This is a genomic window from Pseudogulbenkiania sp. AW2-16, assembly GCF_056824575.1.
Genome location: NZ_CP157668.1, coordinates 2,845,868 through 2,866,161, shown reverse-complemented (window position 1 = coordinate 2,866,161; position 20,294 = coordinate 2,845,868). Strand labels below are relative to the sequence as shown.

Annotated in this window: 18 protein-coding genes and 1 pseudogene; 13 read left to right on the top strand and 6 right to left on the bottom strand. The window is 64.7% G+C overall.

The window, feature by feature from the left end; translation table 11 throughout:
- Positions 1–131 precede the first annotated feature (131 nt).
- From ABKF58_RS14005 to ABKF58_RS13980, 6 genes are all read left to right on the top strand, one after another.
- Positions 132–1,742, top strand: a complete 1,611-nt coding sequence (locus tag ABKF58_RS14005) for a peptide chain release factor 3 (protein ID WP_482581366.1) — start codon at positions 132–134, stop codon at positions 1,740–1,742.
- 6 nt (positions 1,743–1,748) lie between these two features.
- Positions 1,749–2,600: a mechanosensitive ion channel domain-containing protein gene (locus ABKF58_RS14000; protein ID WP_008952861.1), complete on the top strand. Its 852-nt coding sequence runs from the start codon at positions 1,749–1,751 to the stop codon at positions 2,598–2,600.
- A 49-nt stretch (positions 2,601–2,649) separates the two neighbouring features.
- Complete coding sequence (locus ABKF58_RS13995; protein ID WP_008952862.1) at positions 2,650–3,294, top strand: TetR/AcrR family transcriptional regulator; 645 nt, start codon at positions 2,650–2,652, stop codon at positions 3,292–3,294.
- Between the two features lie 129 nt (positions 3,295–3,423).
- Entirely contained in the window at positions 3,424–4,695 is a 1,272-nt protein-coding gene (locus tag ABKF58_RS13990) for a PqiA/YebS family transporter subunit (RefSeq protein WP_482581363.1), read from the top strand.
- A 4-nt stretch (positions 4,696–4,699) separates the two neighbouring features.
- On the top strand, positions 4,700–6,349 hold the full coding sequence (gene pqiB / locus ABKF58_RS13985) for an intermembrane transport protein PqiB (protein ID WP_482581361.1): 1,650 nt from the start codon (positions 4,700–4,702) through the stop codon (positions 6,347–6,349).
- The gene (locus ABKF58_RS13980) at positions 6,346–6,924 is read left to right on the top strand and encodes a PqiC family protein (RefSeq protein WP_482581359.1); all 579 of its coding nucleotides are present in this window, start codon (positions 6,346–6,348) and stop codon (positions 6,922–6,924) included. Before pqiB ends, ABKF58_RS13980 begins: the two co-directional genes overlap by 4 nt.
- Positions 6,925–6,948: 24 nt before the next feature.
- Here the strand turns inward: ABKF58_RS13980 and ABKF58_RS13975 are convergent, their stop codons facing one another.
- The 5 genes and pseudogenes from ABKF58_RS13975 to ABKF58_RS13955 form a co-directional block, all read right to left on the bottom strand.
- Positions 6,949–8,382 carry a coniferyl aldehyde dehydrogenase gene (locus ABKF58_RS13975; protein ID WP_482581358.1) on the bottom strand — a complete coding sequence of 478 codons (1,434 nt, stop codon included), beginning with the start codon at positions 8,380–8,382 and terminating at the stop codon, positions 6,949–6,951.
- A gap of 161 nt (positions 8,383–8,543) precedes the next feature.
- Positions 8,544–8,876, bottom strand: coding sequence for a tetratricopeptide repeat protein (locus tag ABKF58_RS13970; protein WP_008952867.1), 333 nt, complete (start codon positions 8,874–8,876; stop codon positions 8,544–8,546).
- 199 nt (positions 8,877–9,075) lie between these two features.
- Positions 9,076–10,557 (bottom strand): annotated as a pseudogene (locus ABKF58_RS13965) (DNA translocase FtsK); the annotation flags it as partial.
- Positions 10,558–10,757: 200 nt separating this feature from the next.
- Positions 10,758–12,098, bottom strand: coding sequence for a hypothetical protein (locus ABKF58_RS13960; protein WP_482581356.1), 1,341 nt, complete (start codon positions 12,096–12,098; stop codon positions 10,758–10,760).
- A gap of 330 nt (positions 12,099–12,428) precedes the next feature.
- Complete coding sequence (locus ABKF58_RS13955; RefSeq protein WP_482581354.1) at positions 12,429–13,322, bottom strand: LysR family transcriptional regulator; 894 nt, start codon at positions 13,320–13,322, stop codon at positions 12,429–12,431.
- Between the two features lie 509 nt (positions 13,323–13,831).
- Between ABKF58_RS13955 and ABKF58_RS13950 the strand changes: the two genes are divergently transcribed.
- On the top strand, positions 13,832–14,824 hold the full coding sequence (locus ABKF58_RS13950; RefSeq protein WP_482581353.1) for a TRAP transporter substrate-binding protein: 993 nt from the start codon (positions 13,832–13,834) through the stop codon (positions 14,822–14,824).
- A gap of 188 nt (positions 14,825–15,012) precedes the next feature.
- On the opposite strand, the gene ABKF58_RS13945 is transcribed toward ABKF58_RS13950, so the two are convergent.
- On the bottom strand, positions 15,013–15,948 hold the full coding sequence (locus ABKF58_RS13945) for a LysR family transcriptional regulator (protein ID WP_294863501.1): 936 nt from the start codon (positions 15,946–15,948) through the stop codon (positions 15,013–15,015).
- A 225-nt stretch (positions 15,949–16,173) separates the two neighbouring features.
- Here ABKF58_RS13945 and ABKF58_RS13940 point away from each other — a divergent pair, with 225 nt between their 5' ends.
- The 6 genes from ABKF58_RS13940 (at position 16,174) to ABKF58_RS13915 (ending at position 20,267) form a co-directional block, all read left to right on the top strand.
- Entirely contained in the window at positions 16,174–16,827 is a 654-nt protein-coding gene (locus tag ABKF58_RS13940) for a hydrolase (protein ID WP_482581351.1), read from the top strand.
- Positions 16,828–16,889: 62 nt separating this feature from the next.
- Positions 16,890–18,740, top strand: coding sequence for an amidohydrolase (locus ABKF58_RS13935; RefSeq protein ID WP_482581349.1), 1,851 nt, complete (start codon positions 16,890–16,892; stop codon positions 18,738–18,740).
- A 19-nt stretch (positions 18,741–18,759) separates the two neighbouring features.
- Entirely contained in the window at positions 18,760–18,987 is a 228-nt protein-coding gene (locus ABKF58_RS13930) for a XapX domain-containing protein (protein WP_008952874.1), read from the top strand.
- Positions 18,984–19,139 (top strand): XapX domain-containing protein, encoded by a 156-nt coding sequence (locus ABKF58_RS13925; RefSeq protein ID WP_482581347.1) that lies wholly within the window; start codon positions 18,984–18,986, stop codon positions 19,137–19,139. The genes ABKF58_RS13930 and ABKF58_RS13925 overlap by 4 nt, the downstream gene beginning before the upstream one ends.
- Positions 19,136–19,576 carry a DoxX family protein gene (locus ABKF58_RS13920; protein WP_482581345.1) on the top strand — a complete coding sequence of 147 codons (441 nt, stop codon included), beginning with the start codon at positions 19,136–19,138 and terminating at the stop codon, positions 19,574–19,576. The genes ABKF58_RS13925 and ABKF58_RS13920 overlap by 4 nt, the downstream gene beginning before the upstream one ends.
- A complete protein-coding gene (locus tag ABKF58_RS13915; RefSeq protein WP_482581344.1) occupies positions 19,557–20,267 on the top strand; it encodes a YoaK family protein in 711 nt (236 codons plus the stop codon). The genes ABKF58_RS13920 and ABKF58_RS13915 overlap by 20 nt, the downstream gene beginning before the upstream one ends.
- The last annotated feature ends 27 nt before the right edge of the window (positions 20,268–20,294 follow it).

Below are 20,294 nucleotides of genomic sequence, written 5' to 3'. Positions count from 1 at the left end.
CGTGAAACGGCCATGATAACGAAATCCGCGCCCGGTGCCGACGCCCGCACCGGAAAAAGAATCCGGCGCGATGTGCCTGCGACGGGCGTTATCGGGTAAAATTTGGGGTTTTGAATCCAATCTCAAGCCCCATGTCCGCCGAATTGACCCGCATTGCCGAAGAAGTGGCGCGCCGCCGCACCTTCGCCATCATCTCCCACCCTGACGCCGGTAAGACCACGCTGACCGAGAAGCTGCTGTTGTTCTCGGGCGCAATCCAGATGGCCGGCACGGTCAAGGGCAAGAAAACCGGCAAGTTCGCCACTTCGGACTGGATGGAGATCGAGAAGCAGCGCGGCATCTCGGTCGCCTCCTCGGTGATGCAGTTCGACTACCGCGACCATACCGTCAACCTCCTCGACACCCCAGGCCACCAGGACTTCTCCGAAGACACCTACCGTGTACTGACGGCGGTGGACTCGGCGCTGATGGTGATCGACGCCGCCAAGGGTGTGGAAGAGCAGACCATCAAGCTACTGAACGTGTGCCGCCTTCGCTCGACGCCGATCGTCACCTTCATGAACAAATACGACCGTGAAGTGCGCGACTCGCTCGAACTGCTGGACGAGGTGGAAAGCGTGCTGAAGATCCGCTGCGCCCCGGTCACCTGGCCGATCGGCATGGGCAAGAACTTCCGCGGCGTGTATCACATGCTGCGCGACGAAGTGCTGTTATTCGAGGCTGGCACCGAAAAGATCACGCTCGATCTGGAAGTGATCCAGGGCATCGACAATCCGCGCCTGGACGAGCTGTTCCCGCTCGAGATGGAACAGCTGCGCATGGAGATCGAACTGGTCAAGGGCGCCTCGAACGAATTCAATCTGGACGAATTCCTGGCTGGCGAACTGACCCCGGTGTTCTTCGGCTCGGCCATCAACAACTTCGGCGTGCGCGAGATCCTCAACGCGCTGATCGACTGGGCGCCGATGCCGGCCACCCGCGACGCCACGCTGCGCGAGGTGGCCCCGACCGAAGAGCCGTTCTCCGGCTTCGTGTTCAAAATTCAGGCCAACATGGACCCGAAGCACCGCGACCGCATCGCCTTCCTGCGCGTGTGCTCGGGTAGATTCGAACGCGGCATGAAGATGAAGCACCTGCGCCTGAACCGCGACATTGCCGCCTCCAGCGTGGTGACCTTCATGTCGCACGACCGCGAGATCGTGGAAGAGGCCTTTGCCGGCGACATCATAGGCATCCCGAACCACGGCAACATACAGATCGGCGACAGCTTCTCGGAGGGCGAACAACTGGCCTTCACCGGCATCCCGTTCTTTGCCCCGGAACTGTTCCGCTCGGTGCGCATCCGCAACCCGCTGAAGATCAAGCAACTGCAGAAAGGTCTGCAGCAGCTGGGCGAAGAAGGCGCAGTGCAGGTGTTCAAGCCGCACAACGGCGGCGATCTGATCCTGGGTGCCGTCGGCGTGCTGCAGTTCGAGGTGGTGGCGTCGCGCCTGGCCGCCGAATACGGCGTGGACGCGGTGTTCGAATCGGCCAGCATCTGGTCGGCACGCTGGGTATCGTGCGAGGACCGCAAGAAGCTGGAGGAGTTCGAGAAGGGCAACCTGAACAACCTGTCCACCGACGCCGGCGGCAACCTGGCCTACCTGGCCCCCAACCGCGTCAACCTGCAACTGACGCAGGAACGCTGGCCCGCCATCACCTTCCACGAGACCCGTGAACACGCGGTCAAGCTGAACGACTAAGCCGGAATGGAGCGCCTGTTCGACTGGCTGGCCAGCCTCAGCCACCTCTATGTGATCGACATCATCCGCTCGGTTGCGCTGGTGCTGTTGCTGGTGGTGGTGCGCAGCACCGTGATGCGCGCCATTTCGGCCAACCCCAACGTGCCCCTGGAGGTTCGGCGGCGCTGGTCGATCAGCCTGCGCAACGGCCTGGTGATCCTGGGCTTGATCGGCATGGTGACCATCTGGGCCAAGCAGCTGGAGACCATCGCCTTGTCGATGGTCGCCTTCGCGGCGGCCCTGGTGGTGGCCACCAAGGAGCTCTTCATGTGCGTGGGCGGGTCGCTGATCCGCACCACCAGCAACAGCTTCGACCTGGGCGACCATATCGAAATCGCCAACCTGCGCGGACGGGTGGTGGACATCAACCTGTTTTCCACCACCATCATGGAGATAGGCCCGCGTCACGACGCCCACCAGCTCACCGGCCGCGCGGTGTCCTTCCCCAACAGCCTGCTTCTGAGCCACCCGGTGGTGCGCGAGAACTACATGGGCGACTACGTGGTTCACGTCACCACCGTGGCGGTGCCCTACAGCGTCCCGCCGGCCCAGGCCGAACGCCTGCTGAAAGCCGCCGCCGAGGAGGCGTGCGCTCCGCACGTGCAGGCTGCGCGCCAGCACATGGAACGCATCGCCGCCCGCCACCTGGTCGACACCCCGTCGGTAGAGCCGCGCATTGCCATCTTCCCGATCGACGACAAGCGCTACAACCTGATCCTGCGCATCTCCATCCCCGCCAAGGACAGGCATCGGGTCGAACAGGCGATTCTGCACCAGTTCATGTGCCGCTGTTTTCCGGAAAAGACCGTAGAGCAATAGCTCTAGCCATGGCATACTCACGGCCTTCACCCTGCTGCCACCCTGCCCCATGACCCGAAAACGCATCAAGACGTACGATCGTATCGTCGAGGAAAGCCTGACGCTGTTCAACGAACAGGGCGAACGCAGCATCAGCACCAACCACATCGCGGCCCACCTGGGGATCAGCCCGGGCAACCTGTACTACCACTTCCGCAACAAGGAAGAGATCGTCCTTCAGATCTTCCTGCAATACCGCCGCTTCATCACCGAGCGGCTTGCCGTTCCACCCGAACGCGAGCTGCAGGTGGAAGACCTGGTGAACTACCTCGACACCGCCTTCCTCGCGATGTGGCGCTTCCGCTTCATGTTCTACGACCTGCCCGGCCTGCTGGCGCGCAACCCGCAGCTGCAGAACGAGTACCACCAGTTCGTCAACAGCGAACTGAAAGACATTCTCGGCCATCACTTTCGCGCCTTCATCCAGCTCGGGCTGCTGGAAATGGACGACGACGATATCGAGTCGATCTCGGTCAATATCTGGCTGGTGGTGAAGTTCTGGTTCGCCTTCGAGCAAACCGCCCACCCCAAGGCCGTCATCACAGAAGCGTCGGGCCGGCGTGGCGTCAAGCAGGTGCTCACCCTGCTCAAGCCCTATGTGCAACCGCCCTTCCTGGCCGCCTTCACCGAACTGCGCCGCCGCTACGACAGCTAGACCCGGTCAAACGGCCCCGCCAACTGCCGACACCCCTCGGGCTCGGTGCCCCTCCCTGCCGGCCAATACCTCCCTCCGGCGCGGTTTCGACGTAGACTGTCGGTTATATCGCTATCGATCCAGCACAAGATGCCCTCCACCCTGGCCACCCCGTTCGCCCCGGCCGAGCCGATGACCCTGCCCGCGCACGTCATGGCCTGCCCGCAGTGCGGTCTGCACGTCACCCTGCCCGCTCTGCGGGTAGGCGAAGAGGCGTTTTGCCCGCGCTGTGACGAGCACCTGGTCAGCATCCCGCGCTCACCCGTCGACGCCCCCCTGGCCTTCGCCTGGACCTCGCTGATACTGCTCTTGCTGGCGTGCAGCTTTCCGCTGCTCGCCATCGACGTGCAAGGCAACCAGACCCAGATCTCGCTGCTGCAAAACGCCGAGGCAATCTACCGGCGCGACTTCGCCCTGCTGGCCAACGTGCTGTTGCTGTGCGTGCTGCTGCTGCCCGGGCTGTTCCTGCTGACCGTGATCTACCTGTTTTCCGGGATAAAGACCGGGCGCCGGCTGCCCGGCCTGCGGCCGCTGGCCACACTGGTCGGGCGGATTCAACCATGGATGATGGTCGATGTGTTCCTGCTCGGCGCCATCGTCAGCATGATCAAGATGGCCTCCTTGGCCCAGGTGGGTTTCGGCTTGTCGTTCTGGGCGCTGCTGGGCTTCAGCCTGGCGCTGACGCGCACCGGCAGCCTGATCGAGCCGCATTGGCTGCATTACCGCATCAACCTGCTGCATGGCACCGACCCCACGCAGGACCAGGCCGAACCGAGCCATGGCTGCCATACCTGCGGCTTTCTGTCGCCGGCCAGCGAAGCGCGTTGCCGCTACTGCCACGCCACCCTGCATGCCCGTCATCCCCGCAGCCTGCAGAAGACCGCTGCACTGCTGCTGGCCGCGGTGGTGCTCTACGTCCCGGCCAACCTGTACCCGATCATGCTGACCGAGTCGCTCGGCCGCATCACCCCGTCGACCATCGTCCAGGGTATTTTCGTGATGTGGCAGAACCGCTCCTACCCGATTGCCTTGATCATCTTCGTCGCCAGCGTGTTCATTCCCATCGCCAAGATGATTGCGCTCGCCCTGCTCTGCCTAGCCGCCGCCATCCCGCACCAGGTCCACCCGCTGCACCTGACACGGTTGTACCGCGTCATCGATTTTATCGGCCGCTGGTCGATGGTCGACGTCTTCGTGGTCATCATCCTGGTCACGCTGGTGCACATGGGCTCGCTGATGTCGGTCCACCCCGGCGTCGCCGCACTCTCCTTTTGCGGCATGGTCCTGGCAACCATGCTGTCGGCCATGAGTTTTGACGTACGCTTGTTATGGGATGTAAAACAACCGGGTTCAACCGGATAAGAACATGACGAATTCCACTGACGAAAACCAACATCCGGCACGAACCCGGCCACAGCGGCGGCTCTCCATGGTCTGGATCGTACCGATCATCGCCATGCTGGCGGGCTTGTGGATGATCTACGACACCTGGAGCAAGCTGGGGCCGGAGATCACCCTGAACATGGCTAGTGCCGAGGGCATCACCCCGGAAAAAACCACCATCCGGGTGCTCGACGTCAATATCGGCAAAGTCACCGCCGTTCGGCTGAGCCCCGACAACAAGAGCGTGCGGGTCACGGCCCGGCTCGATGCCGACACCGACTCGCTGCTGAGCGTCGACAGCCGCTTCTGGGTGGTCAAGCCGCGCATCGACAAGACCGGGGTATCCGGGCTGGGCACGCTGCTCTCCGGCGCCTATATCCAACTGCAGCCGGGCAAGTCGCCGGAACGGAAGACGGAGTTCCAGGCCTTGGCGTCGGCACCGGTCACCGGCCCCGATGTCCCGGGGCTGCGGATTCGCCTCAACGGCCAGAATGTGAGGGTGCTGTCGGTGGCCGACCCGGTGCTGTACCAGGGGTTTCAGGTCGGACGGGTTGAAACGGCCCACTTCGACCCGGCCACCCGGCAAATGAACTACCAGTTGTTCATCGAACAACCCTACGACCGGCTGGTGACTGACACCTCCCGCTTCTGGGTCGCCAGCGGCCTGCAGATCAGCGCCACCGCCGAAGGGCTCAAGATACGCACCGGCTCGCTGGAAACCCTGGTCAGCGGGGGCGTCGCCTTCGACGTTCCGCGCGGCCGACCGTTAGGAGGGCGGGTTGCCAACATGACTCCGTTCAACCTCTACCCGGACCAGGACAGCATCAACGAGCAATACAGCGGGCGGCATATCGATTACCTGGCCTTCTTCGACGAATCGGTGCGTGGCCTGACGGTCGGCGCGCCGGTGGAGTACCGGGGCCTGCGCATCGGCACGGTGCAAGCGCTCCCCTACCCGCTGAAGAGCCAGAAGCGCTGGGTGCTCGGCGAGCGGCGCATTCCGGTGCTGCTGCGCATCGAACCCGACCGCATCGAATCCTTTACCCAATCCCGCCCGAACGACTGGCAGCAAGAAATCGAACGCGCCATTGGCGAAGGGCTCAACGCCCGCCTGAAAACCGGCAGCCTGCTGACCGGCGCCGTGTTCGTCGACCTCGATTTCGACGGCAAGCTGCGCGAACGGCACACCGCCAGCGTCGACGGCCTGCCGGTGCTGCCGACCACCAGCGGAGGGCTGGCCCAGATCGAGACCAAGGTGATCGCCCTGCTCAACAAACTCAACGGCCTGAAGCTCGACACGACGCTGAACACCGCCGACCAGACCTTGGCCGAAGGACAGCGCACCTTGAGCGAGGTACGCCGCCTGACCCAGCGCCTGGACGGATTGCTGGCCCAGCCGGATACGCAGCAGCTGCCGCAAGACTTGCGCGGCACCCTGCAGGAATTGCAGCAAACGCTGAATGGCGTCTCGCCGCAGTCCCCCGCTTACCAGCAGCTGCAACAATCGCTGTCGACGCTGAACCAGTTGCTGCGGGAGATGCGCCCGGTCGTCCGCACCCTGGACGAAACCCCCAACGCCCTGCTGTTCAACCGTTCCGCCCGCGACCCCGAGCCGAAAGGAGCCACACCATGATGCGCTGTTCCGGGCTTGCACTACTGGCCGCGCTGGCCGGCTGCGCCAGCGCACCCGAGGTCCACTACTATCGGCTGTCGGACGAGACCATGGCGGCGCCCCAGGCCGTCGCTGTCGAGGGCAACATCCAGCTCAGCGTCCGGTTACCCGACTACCTGAACGACCGCAACATCGTCTACCAGAGCGACGACGTCACCATCGCCGCCGCCCGCCAAAACCTCTGGGCGGAACCGCCGGAGCAAGCCATCGGCCGCCGCTTGAGCGCCGAGCTGGGCCGGTTGCTGCCACACTACGGCTGGTCCACCCCGCTGAGCGGCGGCGGCCCGCGTGATCCGGTACTGGAAGTCGTGTTCGACCAGTTCAACGGCCGTTTCAATGGACGTGCCGTGCTGAGCGGGCACTGGCTGCTACGCGATGGACGGTCGGCAACGCCGAGCCGCCACCCCTTCCGCATCGAGGCCCGCCAGCAAGGGGACGGCTACCCGGCCCTGGTCAGGGCGCTTAACCAGGGGCTGGTCGAGCTGGCTGGGCAGATTGCCCGCCAGTTACCACCCCCAGCATTCAAGCCGGCGTAAGTGCTGCCGGCAGATCGCGGCCGCTCAACGCCGCAGCATCAGCTTCAGCAGCCAGCGTGCGCGGGTGCCGTAGGGCGGCCGCATCCAGGCGATGGCGTTCGGCCGCCCCTGCCGGAAGACCGGACGCAGCTTGGAGAACGCCTGAAAGCCCTCTCGGCCATGATAATGGCCCATACCGGAGTGGCCGACGCCACCGAAGGGCAGATCGCCCTGCGCCACGTGCAGCATGGTCTCGTTGACCGTCACCCCACCCGAGCGAGTCTGGCGCAGCACTGAGCGAACCCGTTGGGCGTTGTCGTCGAACAGGTAGAGCGCGAGAGGGTGAGGCCGCTGGTTGACGTAGGCGATGGCGGCCTCGATGGAGTCGTATTCGATCAGCGGCAGGATGGGGCCGAAAATCTCCTGCTGTAGCAGCGCGGCCTCGGGTGAGCAGTTCCACACCAGCGTCAGCGGGAAGGTGCGGCGAGCTCGCCAATCCGCGGGCGGCGGATTCACCTGGCGTATCTGCGCGCCTTTTGCTTTGGCATCGTCGAGCAGCCCTTCCAGGCGCTGCAGTCGGTCCGGGTTGATGATGGTGGTGTAGTCGGGGTTGTCGACCCAGTGCGGGTAGCGTCGAGCCGCCTCATTCTCGATGGCGTCGAGCAAGGCCTGGCGCTCGCCGGCCGGAACCAGCACGTAATCCGGCGCCACACAGGTCTGGCCGGCGTTGAGCAGCTTGCCGGCCACGATGGCGGCCGCGGCACGCGCTGGCGAGAACCCCGGGGCGACGATGACCGGGGATTTACCGCCCAGCTCCAGCGTCACCGGCACCAAGTGGTCGGCGGCGCCCTTCATGACCTGCCGCCCCACCTCGGTGGAGCCGGTGAACAGCAGATGATCGAAGGGCAGCGCACTGAAGGCCCGGGCCACATCGACACCGCCGTTGACCGTCTGCACCCATTCGGACCCCAGGTAGCGTTCCAGCAGGCTGGCCAACAGCTGGCCGGTGCGCGGGGTGAATTCGGACATCTTGATCATCACCCGGTTGCCGGCGGCCAACGCGCTCACCAGCGGGCCAAGCGCCAGGTACAGCGGGTAATTCCATGGCACCACGATGCCCACCACGCCGAGCGGCTGCGGCTCGACCCAGGCCTGCCCAGGCCAGAACCAGAATGCCACGCCGCGGCGCTGACGCTTCATCCAGCGCGGCAGGTGATGCCGGGCGTGGCGTATCGCCTCCAGCGTCGGGAACAGCTCCAACACTCGCGTTTCCACCTCGCTGCGGCGGCCAAAATCGGCCGATACCGCTTCCGCCAACGCAGCCTGGTGGTCGACCAGCAGGTGCGCCAGGGACTGCAACAGCGTGCGCCGCTGCGGTAGCGTCGAATCGTCCCGCTCGCGGCATAGCTGGCGCAGTGCTGCGAGCCGCTCCGACAAGGTCGGCGCGTCGCCCGCCACATCACGGTTATTGACGTCCATGTCTCGCCTCCGATCAACCAAACGATTGTTTGGCTTATTGGCACGCTGCGAGCATATCACCTCGAAGGGGCAGGACGACATCCGACGCCGTGAAACAGCATCGGCATCATCCTAAGGCGGGATTTGCAGCAGGCCCCCTTTCGGGGCGGACCATGGCGCGATCAGCCGGTCTCGCCCAGGCTTTTCTGCAGGCGGCGGGCAAACACGGTCATTTCCTTGACCGCCTGGATGTCGCCCTTGGCCTGGGCCACGGCGATGCCTTCCTGATAGACGGCCAGCGCCTCTCGCTCCTGACCGGCCGAGGCCAGCACCTTGCCCAGGAGCTTCCAGGCCGCCGAGTAGTCGTGCTGCATCGTCAGCGCCGCCCTCAGGTGCTTTTCGGCTTCGGCCCAGTCTTGCGCATGCACGTACTCGTTGGCGATGCCGAAGCGCAACAGCGCTCCGTCGCGCGGGGTATCGAGCAGTTTCAGCAGGTTTTGCAGTATTGGTGACATGGCCATCCCTCCGCTAGTTGAATGCTTCCCATGATCTCATATCCGGCACACTGCGGAGCGTGAGGGCGAATGCCGGGAACCGCTGGCTCCTCCACTGCTTACCTCCTGGCCATGCTGCCCGGTCAGCATTTGCCACTTTGGACATGAAACGACAAAAGCGCCGCCGAAGCCGCGCTTTTGTCATGGGAAAAAGCCTGGGCTAGAAAGAGCGGTCGGGCACCAGCACGGTACGGTTGCCGTTGCTCTCCATCGCGCTGACGATGCCGGCTGCTTCCATTTCTTCGATCAGGCGTGCGGCACGGTTGTAGCCGATGCGCAGGTGGCGCTGAACCGACGAGATCGACGGCTTGCGCGTGCGCAGCACGATCTCGACCGCCTCATCGTACAGCGGATCGGTTTCCGCCGTGGTCTTGCCACCGGCTTCGCTCGCGGCCGCCTCCTCCGCCTCCGTTTCGCCGGTGAGCAGCCCCTCCACGTAATCTGGCTCGCCGAATTGTTTGAGATGTTCGACCACGGCATGCACTTCCTCGTCGGTGACGAAGGCGCCGTGCACCCGCTGCGGGTAGCCGGTGCCCGGCGGCAGGAACAGCATGTCGCCCTGACCCAGCAGACTTTCCGCCCCCATCTGGTCGAGAATGGTTCGGCTGTCGACCTTGCTCGACACCTGGAAGGCGATGCGGGTCGGGATGTTGGCCTTGATCAAACCGGTGATGACGTCCACCGACGGACGTTGCGTGGCGAGGATCAGGTGGATGCCAGCCGCGCGCGCCTTCTGCGCCAGGCGGGCGATCAGTTCTTCGATCTTCTTGCCAGCGACCATCATCAGGTCGGCGAATTCGTCCACCACCACCACGATGAACGGCAGCGGCGCCAGCGGTTCCGGCGTTTCCGGGGTCAGGCTGAACGGGTTGGTGAGCTTGTGACCGGATTCTTCGGCCTCGCGCACCTTCTGGTTGAAGCCGGCCAGGTTGCGCACGCCCAGCGCGCTCATCAGCCGGTAGCGCTTCTCCATCTCGCCGACGCACCAGTTGAGCGCGTTGGCGGCGAGCTTCATGTCGGTCACCACCGGCGCCAAGAGATGCGGAATGTCGTTGTACACCGACAGCTCCAGCATCTTGGGGTCGATCATGATGAAGCGCACTTCGTCCGGCGTGGCCTTGTACAGCATCGACAGGATCATGGCGTTGACGCCGACCGACTTGCCGGAGCCGGTGGTGCCGGCGACCAGCAGGTGCGGCGCCTTGGCCAGATCCATCACCACCGGCTGGCCGGTGATGTCCTTGCCCAGCGCCAGCGTCAGGCGCGAGGCGGAGCCCTGGAACACGTTGGCCGAAAAGATTTCCGAGAGGCGGATCATCTGCCGGCGCGGGTTGGGCAGCTCCAGCCCCATGCAGGTCTTGCCGGGAATGGTTTCGACCACGCGGATCGACGCCAGGCCCAACGCGCGCGCCAGGTCCTTGACCAGGTTGACCACTTGGTTGCCGCGCACGCCGACCGCCGGCTCCACCTCGTAGCGGGTGATAACCGGGCCGGCGTAGGCATCGACCACGCTAACCTTGACCTTGAACTCGGCGCATTTTTCCTCGATGACGATACCGCGTTCGAGCAGCAGCTCCTCGTTCTGAGGTTCTTCGAAACCGTCGGCCGGGTTGAGCAACTCCAGCGGCGGCAGGCAGACCTCGCCGTAGATCACCGGCAAGGGGTGCTTGTGCAGCACGGGGGCCGCGGGCGCGCGGGCGGGTTCCACGTCAGGCCAGATCGCATCCTCGGCATCGATCTCGACCGGCTCGGACACGGGATAGACTGGCGCGGCCGGGGCGTCGGCAACAGGCTCGGCTTTCGGCCAACCTGCTCCGGGTGCGGGTGCGGGACGCTCGCTGATCATTTCCCAGACCAGACCGGACGCCGGCCGCTGCGGCGTTTCAGGTGGCGTGATGGCAACAGGTTCCGGCTCGACCTCCTCAACCACGGCAGCCGCCGGCTTTGACACTGCGCTCCAGGCTGGCGCGGCAACCGCCGCTTGCCCCGACGCCACGGGATCGGGCCGGGGGCGGGCTCGTCGGGAGCCGCCTTCATCTTCATGATGGGCACCGCGACGACGACCGGCGCGGCGTCCACCGCCGGCACGGGAGCCGGCGCGGACTCGCGAACAGCCGGTTCGCACTGTCTCGGGGGCTCCGTCACAACCGCTGTCGCCGGGGCCGGCGGCGGCGTTACGGCGACAAACTCGGGCATGGCCGGAGCGCTCGGCATGCTGACAGGCGCGGCATCGACAACGGTCCGAATCGCCGAAGGCGGCTCCATCGCGGCCGGCGGCATGATGGGGGCGCGTGGCGCGGCAACCGTGGCCGGCCGTGCCAGGGGCGGCGTGGCGATCACCGGTTTTGGCGGCACCACGACGGGACGCGGGCTGGCTGGCGCCGGAACACCCTTGAGCGGTTTGGCCACCGGGGTGAAGTGCTGCGGCGGCTTGTCGCCATGAATCTGGCGCAATTGCGCCCTCACCTCGTCGGCACCGATCAGCGGCAACTCCGGGGCCGCGGACTCGAACCCGGAGCGGGAGCGCCCCGCCCCTTTCAGATCGTTCTCGCGCTGGCGCCGTCGCACGCCGGCGTGCAGGTTATGCTGCACATCGGCCAGCCCGATCACCGGCAGCGCCGGGTTGGCCGGTTCGGCCTGGCGGCGGCGGGCGGGCGTCTGGAAACGGGGCAGCTCGACATGGGGCAGGTTCCTGTCGGGTGCGGGTGCGGCCGAGCCGCGGCGAGTCGTCGCCGCTGGCGCGGAACGAGATTCCGCAGCCTCGGCTGCCCCGGGCTGCACCCGTAGAGGCTCGGCCGGACGGCGCTGGGGGGCCTGGAAGCGCGGCAGCTCGACTTGCGGCAGACCGGGGTCCGGCATCGACGGAGTGCGCCGAGCCGGAGGCGCGGATGCGGGGTGGGACGCGGCATCATCCGGCGCCGACACCGGTCGGGCCACTTCCATGGACGACGAGGCGGGCTGATTCGGGCGCGGCACCGGCTCGAACAAGGTCGTGTCATCCCATTCCTCGGCACGCCGGTCATCGCCAATGTCGAACAGACGATCAAACCAGTGCGTGAGCTTTTCCAGCGGCAACCTGCCACTACGCACCAGCCAGGCACCCGCCACCACCACACACAGCAACAATAGGACCCACACCATCAAATCCAGCTTTCCATCTTGTCTTGAAGCGTAAAAACGCAAATTGTACCTGCTTTTATCACGACATCGTGCTCGCAAAGGCTGAGCCCCCCTTGCTGACACAGGCTGCCGCATGCGCTCCCGGCCTTTCCTGCCCAGGCGGTGGAAATACAAAAGGGCCCCGGCAACGCTGGCGGGGCCCAAAGAGGAGAAATCTGATTTCAGCATAGCCCCTGGCGCGAGCTATGCCACCCTTCTAATTCGATTTTTGATCTACTCCGACTCAGGCAGGACTACAGGCCGGTGACGATAGCCATGCCAGCGCTCATTTCGACCCGCGCCCAGCCCGGAAACCGGCATTGTCGCGGCCCCAGACCGCACCTGCCGTGGCCTCTAACCACTCTCCGTGGATTCGCGCACCATCTGGTAGAGCGCGCCGGCGGCCGGCGAGAATTCGGCCGTTTTACGCGCGATCAGCACCAAGCCCCTGGCGATCACCGGATCGACCAGGGACAGCACGCGAATGCGCGGGTAGGCGTCGCTCTGCAAGGCCAGGCGCGGCAACACGGCGGCGCCGACCCCTTCCGCCACCAGCCCCAGCGCGGTGGAAACACGCTGCACCTCGTACACCGACTGCAGGGCCAGGTTCTGCCCCTCCAGGGCGCGGTCGAGCAAGGGCCGGTTGCCGCTGAACTGGCCGATCGAAATCAGCGAATAGGGCTCCAACTCTTTCCAGGAGAGCTGCGTGCGCTCGCTCAACGGGTGGTCGTCGCGACAGATCAGAACGAAGTCGTCCTCCAGCAGCGGGACGCTGCTCAGTTCGGCGTGGTGCGAGCCGGCGATGGTGATGCCGAACTCGGCCTCGCGCTGCAGCACGGCGCTGGACACCCCGGCGGAGGTGTGATCGAGGATCTTGATGCGGTTGTCAGGGTATTTGGCCGAATAGGCCTGGATGATCCGGGGCAGGAAGCGCACCCCAACCGTCGGCACGCAGGCGATGGTGACGCTGCCGCGCTTGAGCTTGCCGGTATCGCGGATTTCGCCCAGCGAGCTGGCAAGCTCCCCCAGCAAACGCTTCGCATGCGGTAGAAAATCCTCGCCGACGCGAGTCAGCGCCACCGAGCGCGTGGTGCGCTCGATCAGCTTGACGCCCAGGTACTCCTCGAGATTCTGCAGCCGTCGGGTGATGCCGGCCTGGGACAGGAACAGGCTTTCGGCGGCGGTCTGGAAGCTGCCGCTCTCCGCAATGGCAATGAAGGCCTGAACGCCGATCGTGTCGATTTTCATGAGCAATACTCAACAATCACTTATATCAATTCATTTTACTCATACCAATCGGATGCGCACAATTCGGACATGGCCTCTGCCAGTACAGGCAGAGAAAACCCCGATTCTGCCCGCACCGCGAGCCAGCATGATCGGCACCGTTTCCACAGTGTGACTCCATTAAGCCGCCCCGCAATCAGGGCGGCTCTTTTTTTGGTCAAGGCGCCGGGAACGCGCCTCCGCCGCCATCTCGGGTTGCGCCGGGCCAGCCGCTGCCGGTACGGAATTTCCTCTACTCACCAAACACAGAAAAACTCATCAATGCAAAACAATAATGCATTTAACAAAAGAGAAGTCTCTGGCGACAATGCCCTCACCGAAGCGCGGAAGCGGAGCCTCCACCAAACCAAGGGTTGGCCGAACACCCACCACCGCGCGACGCCATGAAAAGAGCCTGAACGGCAGACACGATCACGATCGCTGTTGGCCCGACGGCCAGGAAGCCTACAACGTCAAGGAGAGACAGATTCATGAAGCGCCTGATCACCTCGCTGGCCATCGTCGCCGCCTTTAGCGCAACCGCCCCGGCCTTTGCCAGCGCCCCCATCGTCATCAAGTTCAGCCACGTCGTCGCACCCGACACGCCCAAGGGCCAGGCTGCCGAGTACTTCAAGAAGTTGGCCGAAGAACGCACCAAGGGCCGGGTCAAGGTCGTCATCTATCCCAACAGCCAGCTGTACAAGGACAAGGAAGAGCTGGAAGCGCTGCAACTGGGCGCCGTTCAGATGCTGGCGCCGACCACCAGCAAATTCGGTCCGATGGGACTGAAGGAATTCGAGGTCTTCGACCTGCCCTATCTCTTCATGAACGAAGACCAGGTGCACAAAGTGACGCGCGGCCCGGTAGGACAGGCCCTGCTGAAAAAACTCGAACCCAGGGGGCTCAAAGGACTGGCGTTCTGGGACAACGGTTTTCGCGTGTTCAGCGCCAACAGACCGGTGCACACACCGCAGGACATCAAGGGCCTGAAAATCCGCATCAACTCGTCCAAGGTGAACACCGCCATCGTGCAGTCGGTCGGCGCCCTGCCCCAGACCATGGCGTTGTCCGAGGTCTACCAGGCCTTGCAGACCGGCGTGGTGGACGGCGCCGACGGCAACATTTCCAATCTGTACACCCAGAAGCAGTTCGAGGTGCAGAAATACATGACCAATACCCGCCACTCCTATAGCGGCTACGCCGTGGTGGTGAACAAGAAGTTCTGGGACGGCCTGCCCGGGGACATCCGCACCACGCTGGAAGGGGCGATGAAGGACGCCTCCGAGTACAACGACCAGATGGCCGAGAAAGACACCACCGCCGCCCTGAACGCCATCAAGGCTTCGGGCAAGACGCAAATCTACGAGCCCACCGCGGCCGAGAAAGCCGCCTGGGTGAAGGCGATGCAGCCGGTTCAGAACGAGATGGCCGCGCGCATCGGCACCGATACCGTCAAAGCCATCCACACCGCCCTTGCCAAGTAAACCGATACCACCGCGACGGACATCGGGCTCCCGCCGACGAGGGGAGCCCGGTGTCTTCTCCCCCCGTTGGCCGAAGTGTCTTACCCTAGCAGCCATCTCCGAGTCCGTCGCCATTTGTCAGCGCGATCACCATAGCCAAACGATCGCGTACCGCCGTTGCAGCCACCCGGGCAGAAGCTGGCCGTCGTTTACGGGGACAAAGGCGTGGCCGCCAGCGTCTTGACGATCAGGGCATCGTTGATAAAGTCCCCCTGCGAGAGCTTCTCGATCCACCACTGCACGCCAAGCCCGGCATCGCCGGTATTCCAGGCAGCAAAGAACTGCTTGAGCGGGCGCGGCTCTTTCACTTCCTTGACCTTGAGCTTGCCCAGATTGGCGCAGTGCTGAACCAGGCAGCCCGGTAAAAAGCCGCAGCCGAGCCCGGCCAGTACGGCCTCCAGCTTCGCCTCGAGATTGGGCACCAGCAGGAAATCCTGGCCGATTTGCAGATCGAGCGGGCGCAATAATCGTTGCCGCGACGTATCCTGGATTTCGACCTGACGATACTGCCCGATCACCGAACGGTCGAGCGGCTCCACGGCATCGGCGAGCGGGTGTCCCGGGGCAACGGCGAAGGCGGACTGCACCTGGCCGATGGCACAGCTCGAGAAACCGGGCAGATTGGGCGCGTGATCCAGCGCGCCGATGGCGAAATCCGCCCTGCCGTCCAGCAGCGCTTCCCAAGGCCCGCCCGACACCTCGTGGCTGAACAGCAGGCGGGTTTGTGAGTTTTCCCCGTAAAAGGTCGTGATATACGGCAGCAAGATGCGAAACGGCAGGATGACGTCCACGGCGATGCGCAGTTCGCTCTCCCAGCCGGCTTCGATTTTCTTGGCGCGCCTCTCCAGCGCGATCGCCCCGCGCAGCAGACGCCGCCCGTCTTCCAGCACGGCCTGCCCGGTGGGCGTCAGTTTGGCCTTGAGGCCGGTACGGTCGAACAAGGTGACGCCCAGGTCTTCTTCCAGCTTGCCGATCATGTAGCTGATCGAGGACGGCACCTTGAACAAGGCTTCCCCCGCCGCGGCAAAGGAGCCGTGCCGGTCGATCGCATCCAGCACTTCCAGCGCTTCCAGACTCAGTTTCATCGCTCGTTTTTCCCCACAGGCCAGGTGACAGCGTAGCGCGCCGCCGGCCGGCTTGCCATGGGGTTCGAAAAATGTGATCAGGCCGATCGGAAATCTTCGCTTGTGCCATTGGGGCGGCAAAACTACCTTTCCAACACAAGACGCCGCCGCCGGACCTGCCTCCGGCGCAGCGGTCTTGCGCGACAGTCACCCACCCATCGAGAAGCCTCTATACAGGAGACGATCATGCCCATCGCCAAAGCCCAGCCTGGCCAGACCCTGCTTGACCCGAGCAACCACACCCTCATCATGATCGACCACCAATCGCAAATGGCCTTTGCGACCAAGTCGATCGACGCGGTCACCCTGCGCAACAACGCTGCCCTGGTAGCAAAGGCTGCCAAGGAATTCCGCGTGCCGACCATTCTGACCACCGTGGCGGAGAAGAGCTTCTCCGGCCCGCTGTTCGATGAAATCAAATCGGTATTTCCCGACGAGTCGGCGATCGACCGCACCACCATGAACACCTGGGAAGACGGCCGCATCGCCGAGCGGGTGAATGCGATCGGCAAGGACAAGATCGTGCTGGCCGGCCTGTGGACCTCGGTATGCATCGTCGGCCCGGCCTTGTCGGCGCTGGATCAGGGCTTCCAGGTCTACGTGATCGCCGATGCCTGCGGCGATGTGTCGAACGAAGCGCACGAGCGTGCGATGGAGCGCATGGTGCAACAAGGCGCCCGCCCGATGACCTCGTTGCAGTACCTGCTCGAACTGCAACGCGACTGGGCGCGCGGGGAAACCTACAACGAAACCGTCGCCACCTCGATTGCGCATGGCGGCGGCTACGGCCTGGGCCTGATCTACGCCAAGACCATGTTCGGCGGCGGCGAAGGCCACTGAGCGGCGGCAGGCAAGCCAACCTGGGCCGGCCCCGACGCCCAGCCCCTTCAGGAGAAGCTCCCATGAGCGCAGATCTGATTCTGTTCAACGGCCGGATTCACACGGTGGATCGGGAACACCCCGAGGCCACGGCGGTGGCCATAAAAGGCGACACGTTCCTTGCAGTCGGCGAAGCCGACGAGGTGATGCGGCACCGTTCGGGCACCACCCGCATGGTGGACCTGGGTGGCCGGACAGTGATCCCGGGCCTGAACGACTCCCACCTGCACCTGATCCGTGGTGGGCTCAACTACAACCTGGAGCTGCGCTGGGAGGGCGTACCGTCGCTGGCCGACGCCTTGCGCATGCTGAAGGAACAGGCCGACCGCACCCCCAACCCGCAGTGGGTGCGCGTGGTAGGGGGCTGGACCGAATTCCAGTTCGCCGAACGGCGTATGCCCACGCTGGATGAGATCAACGCGGCGGCACCCGACACGCCGGTCTTCGTCCTGCACCTGTACGATCGCGCCCTGCTCAACCGCGCCGCCCTGCGCGCCGTGGGTTACACCAAGGACACCCCCAACCCGCCCGGTGGCGAGATCCAGCGCGACGCGGCCGGCAACCCCACCGGCATGCTGATCGCCCGCCCCAACGCGATGATCCTGTACGCCACCCTGGCCAAGGGGCCGAAGCTGCCGCTGGAATATCAGGTGAACTCGACACGCCAGTTCATGCGCGAGCTGAACCGCCTCGGGCTCACCAGCGCCATCGATGCCGGCGGCGGCTTCCAGAACTACCCGGAAGACTACGATGTCATCGCCGAGCTGGCGAAGAACAAGCAGTTAACCCTCCGCATCGCCTACAACCTGTTTACCCAGCGCAAGGGGCAGGAACTGGAGGACTTCCAGCAATGGACCGCCATGGTCAGCCCCGGCCAGGGTGACGACTTCTTCCGCCACAACGGCGCCGGTGAGATGTTGGTGTTTTCCGCCGCCGATTTCGAGGACTTCCTCGAACCGCGCCCGGACCTTGCGCCGCAGATGGAAGACGAGCTGGAAAAGGTCGTGCGCCACCTGGTGGCCAAGCGCTGGCCGTTCCGCCTGCACGCCACCTACGACGAATCCATCGGACGCATGCTGGACGTGTTCGAGAAGGTGAATCGTGACATTCCCTTTGCCGGGCTGCACTGGTTGTTCGACCACGCCGAGACCATCTCGCCGCGCAATATCGAACGCGTGCGCGCCCTGGGCGGCGGCATCGCCATCCAGCACCGCATGGCGTTCCAGGGCGAATATTTCGTCGAGCGCTATGGCGCGGAAGCGGCCGTGCACACCCCGCCGGTCGCCCGCATGCTCGACATGGGCGTGCCAGTCGGCGCCGGTACCGATGCCACGCGCGTGGCCAGCCACAACCCGTGGACGGCGCTCTACTGGCTGGTTTCCGGCTGCACGGTGGGCGGGCTGCCGCTGTATGACGAGCAGAACCGGCTGTCGCGCGAAACGGCGTTGGAACTGTGGACGGCGGGCAGCGCCTGGTTCTCCAGCGAGCAAGGCAAGAAAGGGCGGATCAAGGCCGGGCAGCTGGCCGACCTGGCCGTGCTGTCGGCCGATTACTTCAGCGTAACGCCGGAAGCCATCAAGGCGATCGAATCGGTCTTGACCATCGTGGGCGGCAACATCGTCTACGGCGCCGATGAATTCACCCCGCTGGCCCCGTCCGCGTTGCCGGTCCTGCCGGACTGGTCTCCGGTCAGGACCGTGCCGGGCCATTACCGTGCCGCGCCGACACAGCAGCGCAATCCGCTGCCGCACCAGTGCCGCGGCGCTTGCGGCGTGCATGGCCATGCGCACGACAGGGCTCGCAAGTCAAACGTGCCGGTGTCCGACTTCGCCGGATTCTGGGGAGCGTTCGGTTGCAGTTGCTTTGCCTTCTGAGGCAGGAAGGAGCATCACCATGAACTATTGGAAAATCCTGCTCGGCCTGGCGTTGTCGTTCCTGATCGGATTCGGCTGCCGGCTGACCGGCATCCCGGCGGCGTCGCCGCCGGTCCTGTCCGGTGCCCTGCTGGTTTTCATGATGAGCACCGGGTACTGGTTGGTCGACCGCTACCTTGCCTCACGCCCCGCGCAAGAAAAGAAACACTGCGGCGGGCATGACTTGGGTAAAAGGAACGAAGCATGACAGCGCTGTTGATCGGTTCCGCCCTCGGCATCACGGTCGGCGGCCTGTGCCGCTGGCTGGATATTCCCTCCCCCGCACCGCCGTCCCCCATCGGCGCCCTGCTGGTGGTCGCCATGACGGCCGGCTACGTGATAGCGGGAAGCTTCGCATGAGCAGCCGCCAGAACAGCGGCGGGCCCCATCCCGCCAAACCGGTTGACTTGACGCGCCGGCCGCGGCCGGACGCCGGCCTGCTGTTCCTGCGCCTGACGGGCAGCGGCTTGCTGCTCTACGTGCACGGCGTGCCCAAGCTGATCCACTTCAGCGCCGAACTGCAGCACATCGACGACCCCCTGCAGCTGGGGCGCGGCGTGACGCTGGTGCTGGCACTGTTTGCCGAAATCGTGTGCCCGCTGCTGATCGCCGCCGGTTGGCTGACGCGTCTGGCCACCCTGCCCATCCTGTTCCTGCTGTTCGTTTCCATGGCCTTGGTGCATCCGGATTGGGATGTGGCCACCGGCCAGTTTGCCTGGCTGCTGGTCATCGTGTTCGGCACGATCGCGCTGGCCGGCCCGGGGGAGTATTCGATCGATGGCCATCCGCACCGCTAGCAACGGCGCCGCGCCGCGCATCTCCTGGACCAGCGTGGCGCTCGGCTTTACCGCCGGTTATGTGGACACGCTCGGCTTCGTCGCGCTGTTCGGCCTGTTCACCGCACACGTCACCGGCAACTTCGTGCTGATCGGCAGCGAGCTGGCCGGGCCGAGCCACGGCGTGTTGATCAAGTTTCTCGCCTTCCCCGCCTTCGTAACCGGGATCGCGTTGACGCGAGCGATCGTGCGCCAGCAAGAGCCACGGGGCACATCCCCGTTGCCGTGGCTCTATGGCATGCAGTTGATGCTGTTGGCCGGCTTCATGCTGGCAGGCCTCTACGCCTTGCCGCTTAGCGACAGCCGCTCCACGGCGGCGCTCGTCGCCGGCATGTTCGGCGCCGCCGGCATGGGGGTGCAAAATGCCGCCAGCCGGCTGGCGCTGAGCAAGCTCACCCCCACCACGGTGATGACCGGCAATGTCACCCAGCTGGTGATCGACCTGCTGGATCTGACCTGCCCCACTCCCGACCCGGCCGTCAGGGAGCGCATCGTCAGGTTCCTGTGGCCCATTCTTGCCTTCGCCGTCGGTGCCATCGGCGGTGCCTTCGGCTACGTCAATCTGTCGTTTTGGGCCTTGCTGCTGCCCATCGGCATTCTTGCGGCGTTACTGCTCGACGCCAGGGGGAACGATCCCAGGGGTGAAACATGACGGACAGCCTGCCGTCGCGGGAGGCGT

Bases quoted from the DNA above. Each gene is read 5' to 3' on its own strand.
- ABKF58_RS14005 (WP_482581366.1), top strand. From the start codon at position 132: ATGTCCGCCGAATTGACCCGCATTGCCGAAGAAGTGGCGCGCCGCCGC.
- ABKF58_RS14000 (WP_008952861.1), top strand. From the start codon at position 1,749: ATGGAGCGCCTGTTCGACTGGCTGGCCAGCCTCAGCCACCTCTATGTG.
- ABKF58_RS13995 (WP_008952862.1), top strand. From the start codon at position 2,650: ATGACCCGAAAACGCATCAAGACGTACGATCGTATCGTCGAGGAAAGC.
- ABKF58_RS13990 (WP_482581363.1), top strand. From the start codon at position 3,424: ATGCCCTCCACCCTGGCCACCCCGTTCGCCCCGGCCGAGCCGATGACC.
- pqiB (WP_482581361.1), top strand. From the start codon at position 4,700: ATGACGAATTCCACTGACGAAAACCAACATCCGGCACGAACCCGGCCA.
- ABKF58_RS13980 (WP_482581359.1), top strand. From the start codon at position 6,346: ATGATGCGCTGTTCCGGGCTTGCACTACTGGCCGCGCTGGCCGGCTGC.
- ABKF58_RS13975 (WP_482581358.1), bottom strand. From the start codon at position 8,382: ATGGACGTCAATAACCGTGATGTGGCGGGCGACGCGCCGACCTTGTCG.
- ABKF58_RS13970 (WP_008952867.1), bottom strand. From the start codon at position 8,876: ATGTCACCAATACTGCAAAACCTGCTGAAACTGCTCGATACCCCGCGC.
- ABKF58_RS13955 (WP_482581354.1), bottom strand. From the start codon at position 13,322: ATGAAAATCGACACGATCGGCGTTCAGGCCTTCATTGCCATTGCGGAG.
- ABKF58_RS13950 (WP_482581353.1), top strand. From the start codon at position 13,832: ATGAAGCGCCTGATCACCTCGCTGGCCATCGTCGCCGCCTTTAGCGCA.
- ABKF58_RS13945 (WP_294863501.1), bottom strand. From the start codon at position 15,948: ATGAAACTGAGTCTGGAAGCGCTGGAAGTGCTGGATGCGATCGACCGG.
- ABKF58_RS13940 (WP_482581351.1), top strand. From the start codon at position 16,174: ATGCCCATCGCCAAAGCCCAGCCTGGCCAGACCCTGCTTGACCCGAGC.
- ABKF58_RS13935 (WP_482581349.1), top strand. From the start codon at position 16,890: ATGAGCGCAGATCTGATTCTGTTCAACGGCCGGATTCACACGGTGGAT.
- ABKF58_RS13930 (WP_008952874.1), top strand. From the start codon at position 18,760: ATGAACTATTGGAAAATCCTGCTCGGCCTGGCGTTGTCGTTCCTGATC.
- ABKF58_RS13925 (WP_482581347.1), top strand. From the start codon at position 18,984: ATGACAGCGCTGTTGATCGGTTCCGCCCTCGGCATCACGGTCGGCGGC.
- ABKF58_RS13920 (WP_482581345.1), top strand. From the start codon at position 19,136: ATGAGCAGCCGCCAGAACAGCGGCGGGCCCCATCCCGCCAAACCGGTT.
- ABKF58_RS13915 (WP_482581344.1), top strand. From the start codon at position 19,557: ATGGCCATCCGCACCGCTAGCAACGGCGCCGCGCCGCGCATCTCCTGG.